Source organism: Roseisolibacter sp. H3M3-2 (assembly GCF_029211165.1).
Lineage (GTDB): Bacteria > Gemmatimonadota > Gemmatimonadetes > Gemmatimonadales > Gemmatimonadaceae > Roseisolibacter.
Genome location: NZ_JARGEK010000164.1, coordinates 1 through 9,877, shown reverse-complemented (window position 1 = coordinate 9,877; position 9,877 = coordinate 1). Strand labels below are relative to the sequence as shown.

General features: G+C 75.7%; 9 protein-coding genes. 6 read left to right on the top strand and 3 right to left on the bottom strand.

The window, feature by feature from the left end:
• A partial coding sequence (locus tag PYV61_RS14175; protein WP_275832625.1) for a helix-turn-helix domain-containing protein occupies positions 1-569 on the top strand: 569 nt, incomplete at its 5' end.
• A gap of 39 nt (positions 570-608) precedes the next feature.
• Here the strand turns inward: PYV61_RS14175 and folE are convergent.
• Complete coding sequence (folE, locus tag PYV61_RS14170) at positions 609-1,202, bottom strand: GTP cyclohydrolase I FolE (RefSeq protein ID WP_275832622.1); 594 nt, start codon at positions 1,200-1,202, stop codon at positions 609-611.
• Between the two features lie 56 nt (positions 1,203-1,258).
• Positions 1,259-1,876 (bottom strand): PEP-CTERM sorting domain-containing protein, encoded by a 618-nt coding sequence (locus PYV61_RS14165; protein WP_275832620.1) that lies wholly within the window; start codon positions 1,874-1,876, stop codon positions 1,259-1,261.
• Positions 1,877-2,048: 172 nt separating this feature from the next.
• Between PYV61_RS14165 and coaE the strand changes: the two genes are divergently transcribed.
• The gene (coaE, locus tag PYV61_RS14160) at positions 2,049-2,678 is read left to right on the top strand and encodes a dephospho-CoA kinase (protein ID WP_275832618.1); all 630 of its coding nucleotides are present in this window, start codon (positions 2,049-2,051) and stop codon (positions 2,676-2,678) included.
• A 44-nt stretch (positions 2,679-2,722) separates the two neighbouring features.
• Positions 2,723-3,112 carry a glycine cleavage system protein GcvH gene (gene gcvH, locus PYV61_RS14155; protein ID WP_275832616.1) on the top strand — a complete coding sequence of 130 codons (390 nt, stop codon included), beginning with the start codon at positions 2,723-2,725 and terminating at the stop codon, positions 3,110-3,112.
• Positions 3,113-3,238: 126 nt separating this feature from the next.
• Here the strand turns inward: gcvH and gcvP are convergent, their stop codons facing one another.
• A complete protein-coding gene (gene gcvP / locus PYV61_RS14150; RefSeq protein ID WP_275832614.1) occupies positions 3,239-6,145 on the bottom strand; it encodes an aminomethyl-transferring glycine dehydrogenase in 2,907 nt (968 codons plus the stop codon).
• Between the two features lie 132 nt (positions 6,146-6,277).
• On the opposite strand from gcvP, the gene PYV61_RS14145 reads away from it, so the two are divergent.
• The 3 genes from PYV61_RS14145 to PYV61_RS14135 all read left to right on the top strand — a co-directional run bounded on the left by PYV61_RS14145 (position 6,278) and on the right by PYV61_RS14135 (position 9,849).
• Positions 6,278-7,078: a hypothetical protein gene (locus PYV61_RS14145; RefSeq protein ID WP_275832612.1), complete on the top strand. Its 801-nt coding sequence runs from the start codon at positions 6,278-6,280 to the stop codon at positions 7,076-7,078.
• A 93-nt stretch (positions 7,079-7,171) separates the two neighbouring features.
• Positions 7,172-8,866, top strand: a complete 1,695-nt coding sequence (locus PYV61_RS14140) for a peptide ABC transporter substrate-binding protein (RefSeq protein WP_275832609.1) — start codon at positions 7,172-7,174, stop codon at positions 8,864-8,866.
• 8 nt (positions 8,867-8,874) lie between these two features.
• Positions 8,875-9,849: an ABC transporter permease gene (locus PYV61_RS14135; protein WP_275832607.1), complete on the top strand. Its 975-nt coding sequence runs from the start codon at positions 8,875-8,877 to the stop codon at positions 9,847-9,849.
• Positions 9,850-9,877: the final 28 nt, after the last annotated feature.

The following is a 9,877-nucleotide window of genomic DNA, read 5'->3' as shown; positions in this document are numbered from 1 at the left end:
CGGCGGCGCTGGTGCGGCCGCGCGGCGCCGGGCTGGCGCGCGCGCTGCGCGGCGCGGTGCTGCTCGCCGTGACGCGCGCGCACGAGCGCCTCACCCCCGAGCGGCTGGCGCGGCTCATCGCCGTCTCGCGCCGCGCGCTCACCCGCCGGCTCTCCGAGGCGCAGCTCCCGCCCCCGCACCAGATGCTGACCTGGGGGCGCCTCGTGGTCGCGGCGCACCTGCTGGAGGACGGCACGCGCAGCGCCGACGGCGTCGCCCTCGCGCTCGACTTCCCGTCGGGGAGCGCGTTCCGCAACGTCTGCCGCCGCTACGTCGGCGCGACCCCGCTCGAGATCCGCGCGCGCGGCGGCGCCGCGTTCGTCATCGACCGCCTGTTCGCGCGCCGCGAGGCGTCGGCACTCGCGCTCGACGGCGAGGGGCTGGCCGCCGGGGACCTCGAGGACGGGCTGGACGAGGGCGCCGACGACGACCTGGGGCACGACGAGGAGGGCGCGGACGAGGCGGCGCCGCTCGCCGCCGCGCCGTGGGACGACGACCCGGGACGCGACCCGCTCTCGCTCGCCGGCTGACCGGCGGCCGTCCGGCGTGCCGCCGGCGCGGCGTCCCGCTCAGCGCGGGGCGCCGTGGGCCAGCCGCAGGAACTCGTCGCGCGTGCGCGCGTCGTCCCGGAACGCGCCGCGCAGCGCGCTGGTGACGGTGCGCGCGTTCTGCTTCTCGACGCCGCGCATCATCATGCACAGGTGCACGGCGTCGAGCACGACGCCCACCCCGCGCGGCCGCAGCACCGCCTCCAGCGCGTCGGCCACCTGCTCGCCCAGCCGCTCCTGCACCTGCAGCCGGCGGGCGTAGACCTCGACCACGCGCGGGATCTTGGACAGGCCGACGACGCGCCCGTCCGGGATGTACGCCACGTGCGCCCGCCCGTAGAACGGCAGCATGTGGTGCTCGCAGAGCGAGTAGAACTCGACGTCGCGCACCAGCACCATGTTGTCGCGCGGCACGTCGAACGTCGCGTCCCCCACCGCATCGGCGGCGTCGCACCCGGTGCCGCGCGTGAGCCAGGCGAGCGACTCGGCGACGCGGCGCGGCGTCCGCACCAGCCCGTCGCGCTCGGGATCCTCGCCGAGCAGGGCGAGCATGCGGCGCGCGCCGTCGGCCAGGGCGTCGAGGCGGTCGTCCGGGCGGTCGGCGGCGTCGGGCATGTCGGTGGCGGAGGGATCGGCGGCGGGCCGACGGCCGGGCGCCGCCTCCCCAGCACCTACCGTACCTCGCGCCCCCCGCGCGCGCGACGGCCCCGCACGGCGCCGAGCAGCGCCAGCCCGCCGGCGAGCATCGCCCACGTCGACGGCTCGGGGACGGTGGCGACCGGCGGCGGCTCCCCGCCGCCGTCCACGGTCGCCTGGAAGGTGCCGGTCCCCACGGCCTCCGCGATCCCGAGGACGGCGAACGTCGTCTGCCGCGGGGCCACCGCCGAACGGAGGTCGTAGGACAGGAAGAACGCCTCGGTGAAGCGGAACGAGAGGAGCTGTCCGAACTCGGTGCCGACGAACAGCCCGTCGAAGATCGGGGAGCCGAGGACGTCGAAGCGCGCCGCCACCCAGCCGCTGACGCTCTGCGACCCGTCGGACCCGTACACGCTCCCGGCCAGCGGCCCCGAGACGACGCCCGGGTACGGGGATGCCGGCGGGTCGTCCACGACGTTCGCCAGGTCGCCGGTCAGCGTGAAGCCGACCGCGGTCGGGGCGCCGGTTCCCAGGAAGTCGACCGCGCCGTCGAAGCGGTAGGTGATCGACTGGGCGGCGCCGGCGCCCGGGAGGGCGGCCAGGAGGACGAGCGCCGCGGCGAGCAGGCGGCGGAGGGCGGGGAGCGTGAACATGACGGCCGGGAAGCGGGTGGCGGACGCGGTGGGTGATCGCGCCGCAACCTCGCCCGCCCGGCTCACCCCGCGATCACCGCGCGATCACCCGCCCCGGTGCGCCGACCCTTGGACCGCGGCGGGTGCGGCGTGTATCGTCGTGCGCGCCCTCCCTCCACCGCGTCCCACGCCCGTGCTCCTCGTCGGCCTCACCGGCAACATCGCCAGCGGGAAGTCGACCGTCGCCCGCCGCCTCGTGGCGCACGGCGCGACGCTCGTCGACGCCGACCTCCTGGCGCGGCAGGCGGTGCGCCCCGGCACGCCGGCGCTCGACCGCATCGTGGCGCGCTGGGGCCCGGCGGTGCTCGCCCCCGACGGCGTCCTCGACCGCGGCGAGCTGCGCGCGCTCGTCTTCCAGCACGACGACGAGCTGGAGGCGCTGAACGCGATCGTGCACCCCGAGGTGGGGCGGCTGCGCGACCTGGCGGTGGCCGAGGCGCGCGCGCGGGGCGACCGCGTGGTGGTGTGCGACATCCCGCTCCTGTTCGAGAAGGACCTGGCGGGGGAGTTCGACTGCATCGTGCTCGTCGACGCGCCGCGCACGGTGCGGCTGGAGCGGCTGGTGCACGACCGCGGGCTGCGCGAGCCGGAGGCGATGGCGATGATCGCCGCGCAGATGCCGGCGGAGCTGAAGCGCGCGCGCGCCGACTACGTCGTCGACAACGACGGCTCGCGCGCCGCGCTGGAGGCCCGCGTGGACGCGGTGTGGGCCGAGCTGGCGGCCCGGGCCGATTCCTTGACGCCCCCGGCGCGCCCCGCCTAGACTGTCGCCCGATCGCCCCACCCCCGACCCGCCAGGAGCGCCCCGTGGCCAACGTCCCGCAGGAGCTGCAGTACACCAAGGAGCACGAGTACGTGAAGGCCACCGACGACCCGAACGTCGTCGTCATCGGCATCACGGACTACGCCCAGGGGGAGCTCGGCGACATCGTCTACGTCGACCTGCCGAAGCCCGGCGCGTCGTTCGGCGGCCACGACGTGTTCGGCACCATCGAGGCGGTGAAGGCGGTCTCCGAGCTCTACGCGCCGATCGCGGGCGAGGTGGTCGAGGTCAACCCGCGCCTCGACGGCGAGCCGGCGCTCGTCAACAGCGACCCGTACGGCGACGGCTGGATGATCAAGGTGCGCGTCGCCGGCGACGCCGACCGCGCGCAGCTCATGGACGCGGCGGCGTACTCGGGGCTCATCGGGCAGTAAACGACGAAACCGCGGGAGTCGTTACCGCGGGAGCCGAAAGAGCGGGAGTCGTAAGCGCGCACTGCGCCGTTACGACTCCCGCTCTTTCGACTCCCGTAGTGGCGACTCCCGCCGTTCAGGCGGCCCTCAGGCCCCCTGCGCGTTCGCCTCCGCGTACGCGTCCGTCGGCAGGCACGAGCAGACCAGGTTCCGGTCCCCGTACGCGCTCTCCACGCGCCCGACGTGCGGCCAGAACTTCCGCTCCCGCGTCGCGGCCGTCGGGAAGGCGGCGCGCGAGCGCTGGTAGGCGTGCGTCCACTCGTCGGCCAGCAGGCGCCCCTGCGGGTGCGGCGCGTTCTTGAGCAGGTTGTCGGCGCGGTCGGCGACCCCGATCTCGATCTCGCGGATCTCCTCGCGGATTTGGATCAGCGCCTCGCAGAACCGGTCGAGCTCCGCCTTCGACTCGCTCTCGGTCGGCTCGATCATCAGCGTGCCGGCGACCGGGAAGCTCACCGTCGGCGCGTGGAAGCCGTAGTCCATCAGGCGCTTCGCGATGTCCTCGACCTCGACGCCGCTGGCCGCCTTCACGACGCGCGTGTCGACGATGCACTCGTGCGCCACCGTGCCGTTCTGCGCCTTGTAGAGCACCGGGAAGGCGTCCTTGAGGCGGTGGGCGACGTAGTTCGCGTTGAGGATCGCGACCTTGGTGGCCGTCGCCAGTCCCTCGCCGCCCATCAGCTTGATGTAGACCCAGCTGATCGGGAGGATGCTCGCGCTCCCCCACGGCGCCGCCGACACCGGGCCGATCGCCTGGCCGCCGCCGACGGTCTGCACCGGGTGCCCCGGGAGGAACGGGACGAGCTGCGGCGCGACGCCGATCGGCCCCATCCCCGGGCCGCCGCCGCCGTGCGGGATGCAGAACGTCTTGTGCAGGTTCAGGTGGCAGACGTCGGCGCCGATGTCGCCCGGGCGCGCCAGCCCGACCATCGCGTTCATGTTCGCGCCGTCCATGTAGACCTGCCCGCCGTGCTCGTGCACGATCGCGCAGATGTCCTTCACCGCCTCCTCGAAGACGCCGTGCGTCGACGGGTAGGTGATCATGAGCGCCGCCAGCTTCGCCGAGTGCTCGGCGGCCTTCTTCCGCAGGTCGGCGACGTCCACGTTCCCGTGCTGGTCGGTGCCGACCACCACGACCTTCATCCCGGCCATCACCGCGCTCGCCGGGTTGGTGCCGTGCGCGCTCTGCGGGATCAGGCAGACGTCGCGGTGCGCCTCGCCGCGCGCGCGGTGGTACTCGCGGATCACGAGCAGCCCCGCGTACTCCCCCTGCGAGCCGGCGTTCGGCTGCAGCGACACGGCCGCGAAGCCGGTGATCTCGGCGAGGTCCTTCTCCAGCCCGTCGAACAGCGCGCGGTAGCCCTCCCACTGCGCGGCCGGCGCGAACGGGTGCAGCTGGCCGAACTCGGGCCACGTCACCGGCACCATCTCGGCGGTGGCGTTCAGCTTCATCGTGCAGCTGCCGAGCGGGATCATCGAGTGCGTGAGCGAGAGGTCGCGCGACTCCAGCATGCGGAGGTAGCGCAGCATCTCGGTCTCGCTGTGGTGCGTCGAGAAGACCGGGTGCGTGAGGAACGGGCTGGTGCGGGCGAAGCGCTCGTCGTAGCGCGGGTCCGCCTCGTCCAGCAGCTCCTCGACCGTGAACGCGGGCTCCGCGCCTGCGTTGAACGCGGCCAGCACGTCGAGCACGTCGCGCGGGCCCACCGTCTCGTCGAGCGCCACCGCGAGCACGCCCGGCTCGACCACGCGCAGGTTGATCCGGCGCGCCGCCGCGGCGTCGAGGACGTCCTGCTGCCCGTGCGTCCCCACCTCGACCGACACCGTGTCGAAGTAGTCGTCGTGCGTGACGTGGAAGCCGAGGCGCTCCAGCCCGGCGTGCAGGACGCGGGCGAGCGTGTGGACGCGGCGGGCGATGCGCGTCAGCCCCTCGGGGCCATGCCACACCGCGTACATCCCGGCGATCACGGCCAGCAGCACCTGCGCCGTGCAGACGTTGCTGGTCGCCTTCTCGCGGCGGATGTGCTGCTCGCGCGTCTGGAGCGCCATGCGCAGCGCGGGCTTCGCGTCGGCGTCGCGGCTGACGCCGATGATGCGCCCGGGGATGATCCGCTTGTACTCGTCGCGCGTGGCGAAGAACGCGGCGTGCGGGCCGCCGAAGCCGAGCGGCACGCCGAAGCGCTGCGTGTTGCCGACCGCCACGTCGGCGCCCCACTCCCCCGGCGGGGCCAGCAGCGTGAGCGACAGCAGGTCGCAGGCGGCGGTGACCAGGGCGCCGGCGGCGTGCGCGGCGTCGCAGAAGGCGCGGTGGTCCCGCACCGCGCCGTCGGTCGCCGGGTACTGCAGCAGCGCGCCGAACACCTCGGCGCCGAAGGTGAAGGTCGCCGGGTCGCCGACCACCACCGTGATCCCGCGCGCCTCGGCGCGGGTGCGCACGACCTCGATCGTCTGCGGGTGGCAGTCGCGGGCGACGAAGTACGTCTCCTTCCCCGGCTTCCCCTTGGCGGCGTAGCTCATCGCCATCGCCTCGGCGGCGGCCGTCCCCTCGTCGAGCAGCGAGGCGTTGGCGATCTCCAGCCCCGTCAGGTCGATGACGGCCGTCTGGAAGTTCAGCAGCGCCTCGAGGCGCCCCTGCGCGATCTCGGCCTGGTACGGCGTGTAGGCCGTGTACCAGCCCGGGTTCTCCAGCACGTTGCGCTGGATGACCGGCGGCGTGAGGGTCGCGTGGTACCCCATCCCGAGGTACGAGCGCCAGACCTGGTTGCGCCCGGCGAGCGCGCGCAGCTCGGCGAGGACGTCGTGCTCGGTGCGCGCGGGGCCGATGGCCAGCGTGCGCCGGAGGCGGATGTTGGCGGGCACGACCGCGTCGACGAAGGCGTCGAGCGAGTCGTAGCCGAGGGCGGCGAGCATGGCCTGCTGCTCCGCGTCGCTCGGGCCGACGTGGCGGCTCACGAACGTGTCGGACTCCAGGGCGGCGGCCAGGGGGCGGGTCGAGGTCATCGGGTGGCTCTGGGGGCTTGGAGCGCGGCCGGCGCGGATCGCGAAGCCGTTGCCGCGACAGCAGATGAACTTAACGGGCGGCCGATCGTTCCGGGGGCTGACGGGGCGCCGGCGCCCGGCTTGATTCCCCGCGTGCGCCTCCGCCTGCTGCTCACCCCGCCCCTCCCGGGGGCGCTCAACATGGCCCTCGACGACGCCCTCATGGCGCGGGCCCGGCGCACCGGCGAGGTCCACCTGCGCAGCTACGCCTGGGAGCGCCCGACGCTCTCGCTGGGGCGCCACCAGAAGGCGGCGGGGCTCTACGACCGCGTCCGGCTGGCCGAGCGCGGGATCGACGTCGTGCGCCGCCCGACCGGGGGGCGGGCGATCCTGCACTGGCGCGAGGTCACCTACAGCGTGACGGCACCGATCGGCGTGCTCGCGCCCCCGGACGCGCCGCTGGCGGCCGCCCTCGGGCGGATCAATCGGGTGCTGGTGGCGGCGCTGCGCGCGCTCGGCGTCCCCGCCCGCGAGGCGACGCCGGCCGGCCGCGCGCCGATCCCCGACGGCGCCCCCTGCTTCGAGGTCCCGACCGGGGGGGAGCTGGTGCTCGACCGCCCGGACGGCCCGCGCAAGCTGGTGGGGAGCGCCCAGTGGCGCGACGACGGGGCGCTGCTGCAGCACGGGTCGATCCTGCTGGCCGACGACCAGTCGACCGTGGCGACGCTCGCCACGCGCCCGCTGCCGCCGATCCCGCCGCCCGCGTCGCTGGGCGAGGCGCTCGGCCGCGTCCCCTCGCTCGACGAGGTGGCGGCGGCGCTGGAGGGGGCGGCTCGCGCCCTGCTCGCATCCGACGCGTCGCGGCTCGACGGCGAGGCGCTGGCGGAGGTCGGGCGCGACGCCGAGGCACGCGCGCCGCACTACGCGGACCCCGGCTGGACCTGGCGCCGCTAGGCGCTCACCTTGCGCGCGGTGCCGTTCGGCCCGTCGATCGTCCTAGGACCGGGCGGCAGCGCGCCGCCCCCGATCGCCGTCCGCCGCCCCGTCGTGCCGAAGCGCCCTCCGTTCCAGACCGCCCTCCTCCCCGCCGCGACGGCGGCGCTCGCCGCGGCCCTCGCCGGGTGCGACCGCGCCCCGGCCGCGTCCGGCGGCGACGCCGCGCCCGGCGGCACCGTCGTCGTCGCGGCGGCAGCGGAGCCGGGGAACATCCTCCCCGTCCTGCCGAACACGACGCAGGGGCAGTCGATCTACGCCCAGCTGTTCGACCGGCTGGCGGAGATCGGGCCGGCGCTGAACACGGTGGGCGACCAGGGCTTCCGCCCCCGCCTCGCGAGGTCGTGGGCCTGGGCGCCCGACTCGCTCTCGGTGCGCTTCGCGCTCGACGCGGCGGCGCGCTGGCACGACGGGCGCCCGGTGACGGCCGCCGACGTCGCCTTCAGCTTCCGCCTCGCCACCGACCCGCGCGCGGCCAGCCCCGTCGCGCCGCTGCTGGCCAACGTCGACTCGGTGACGGCGCCCGACAGCGCGACGGCGGTCGTGTGGTTCGCCCGCCGCTCGCCGCAGCAGTTCTTCGACGCGGTCTACCACCTGTACGTGCTCCCCGAGCACCGCCTGCGCGACGTCGCGCCCGACCGCCTCGCCGCGAGCCCCTTCGCGCGCGAGCCGGTGGGGAGCGGGCGGTTCCGCTTCGCGCGCTGGGAGCGCGGGCAGCGGCTGGAGCTGGAGGCGGTGCCGGACCACTGGCGCGGGCGCGCGAAGCTCGACCGGCTGGTGTGGGCGTTCGCGCCCGACTTCGGCACCGCGACGATCCGCCTGCTGGCGGGCGACGCCGACTTCGTCGAGAACCTGCGCCCCGAGACGCTCGGGCAGATGACGCGCAGCCGCTCGCTGCGCCTCGTCCCCTACCCGTCGCTCGACTACGGCTTCCTGCAGTTCAACCTGCGCGCGGCCGACGCGTCGGGCGCGGCGCACCCGCTGTTCGCCGACCGCGAGCTGCGCCGCGCGCTGACGATGGCCGTCGACCGCGAGCGCGTGGTGCGCAACGTCTTCGACTCGCTCGCCTACACGGCGGTCGGGCCGGTGCCGCGCGCCGTCTTCCCCGACTGGGAGCGGCTGCGCCAGCTCCCCTACGACGTCGCCCGCGCGCGCGCCCTCCTCGACTCGCTCGGCTGGCGCGACGCCGACGGCGACGGGACGCGCGAGCGCGACGGCGTGCCGCTCGCCTTCGGCGTGCTGGTCCCGACGTCGAGCCAGATCCGCCAGCGCCTGGCGGTGCTGATGCAGGAGCAGCTGCGCGGCGTCGGCGCGCGCGTGACCGTCGAGCCGCTGGAGATCGGCGTGTTCGTCGACCGGCTCAACGACCGCCGCTTCGACGCGGCGATGGGCGGGTGGCACACCGACCCCAGCCCCGCCGGCATCCGCGAGACGTGGGGGGTGATCGGCACGCGGACCAGCGGCGGGTCGAACTACGGGAGCTACGAGAGCCGGGCGTTCGAGACCGCCGTCGACAGCGCGCTCGACGCCAACTCGCCGGAGCGCAGCCGCGCGCACTGGCTGCGCGCCTACCAGACGATCCTCGACGACGCGCCCGCGGTCTGGCTGTTCGAGCCGCGGCTGGTCGCCGGCGTGCACCGCCGCATCCAGGTCGCCGGGCTGCGCGCCGACGGCTGGTGGGCGGAGCTCGACGAGTGGTCGATCCCGCTCGGCGCGCGCATCGGGCGCGACCGCGTCGGCGGGCGCTGACGGCGCCGATGCTCGCCTTCCTCGTCCGCCGGCTGCTGCACGCGGTGGCGGTGGTGGCGCTCGCCGCCACCGCGACCTTCACGCTGCTGCAGCTCGCCCCGGGCGACCCCGTGAGCGCGACGCTCGACCAGCCGACGGTCCCCGAGTCGGTGCGCGAAGCCTGGCGGCGGCGCTACGGGCTGGACCGCCCGGCGCCCGAGCAGTTCGCGCGCTACGTCGGCGCGGCGATGCGCGGCGACCTGGGGTGGTCGTTCACCGAGCAGCGCCCGGTGCGCGAGGTGCTCGGCGACGCGCTCCCCCGCACCGCGCTGCTCATGTCGACGGCGCTCGCCCTGGCGCTCGCCGCCGGGCTGGCGCTCGGCGCGTGGCAGGCGTGGCGCCCCGACGCGTCGCTGCCGCGCACCGTCTCGGGCGCGGCCGTGCTGCTCTCCGCCGTCCCCGAGTTCGCGCTCGGGCTCGTGCTGCTGACGGTGTTCTCGCTCAAGCTCAACATGCTCCCCTCGGGCGGGATCGCCGACGCGGTGCTCGAGTCGGTGGGCACCCCCGCCGAGCGCGCGGTGGACCGGCTGCGCCACCTGGTGATGCCCGCGGTGGCGCTGGCCCTCGGCTGGACGTCGAGCGTGGCGCGGCACCAGCGCGCGGCGCTGCGCGACGTGGTGGACGACGACTTCGTGCGGACCGCGCGCGCCAAGGGGGCGAGCGAGCGGCGCGTGCTGTTCCGCCACGCGCTGCGCGCCGCCGTCGCGCCGACGATCACGCTCGTCGGCCTCGGGCTGCCGATGCTCGTCGGCGGCGCGGTGGTGGTCGAGTCGGTGTTCGGCTGGCCGGGGATGGGGCTCGTCGCCGCCCGCGCGGTGGCGTCGCGCGACTACGCGCTGGTGACCGGCGCCGCCGTCGCCGGCAGCGCCGCCGTCGCGCTGGGCTCCCTGCTCGCCGCCCTGCTGGTGGGCGCGGTCGACCCGCGCCTGCGCCGCCCCGGCTGACCGCGCCGTGACCGCGCCCGTCCCCGGC